Here is a 229-nt window from a genome sequence, read left to right as displayed (position 1 = left end):
CGAAAACCATCAGCCCGACCGGATTACCGACTGCTCGGGTTACGAAACCAAACTGGCCTACACCCCCGAAGGACAGTTGGCGCGTATTACCGATGCGCTGGAACAGCACACCGAATACCACTACGACGCCAATCAAAACCTCACCCTCGCCCTCTATCCAGACGGCAGCAAAGAGACCTTCGGCTACGATGCTGCAGGTCGTTTGACCACCCATACCGACGGCGAAGGC

The 229-nt window shown here is 57.6% G+C and carries 1 pseudogene; it reads left to right on the top strand.

Features of this window, described 5'->3' with window-relative positions:
• A pseudogene (locus tag ACTHUE_RS20705) lies at positions 1-229 on the top strand (hypothetical protein); the annotation flags it as partial.

Source organism: Neisseria sp. P0021.S005, from assembly GCF_051956955.1.
The sequence above is the reverse complement of the archived record's forward strand: the minus strand, read 5'-3'. Positions and strand labels throughout refer to the sequence as shown.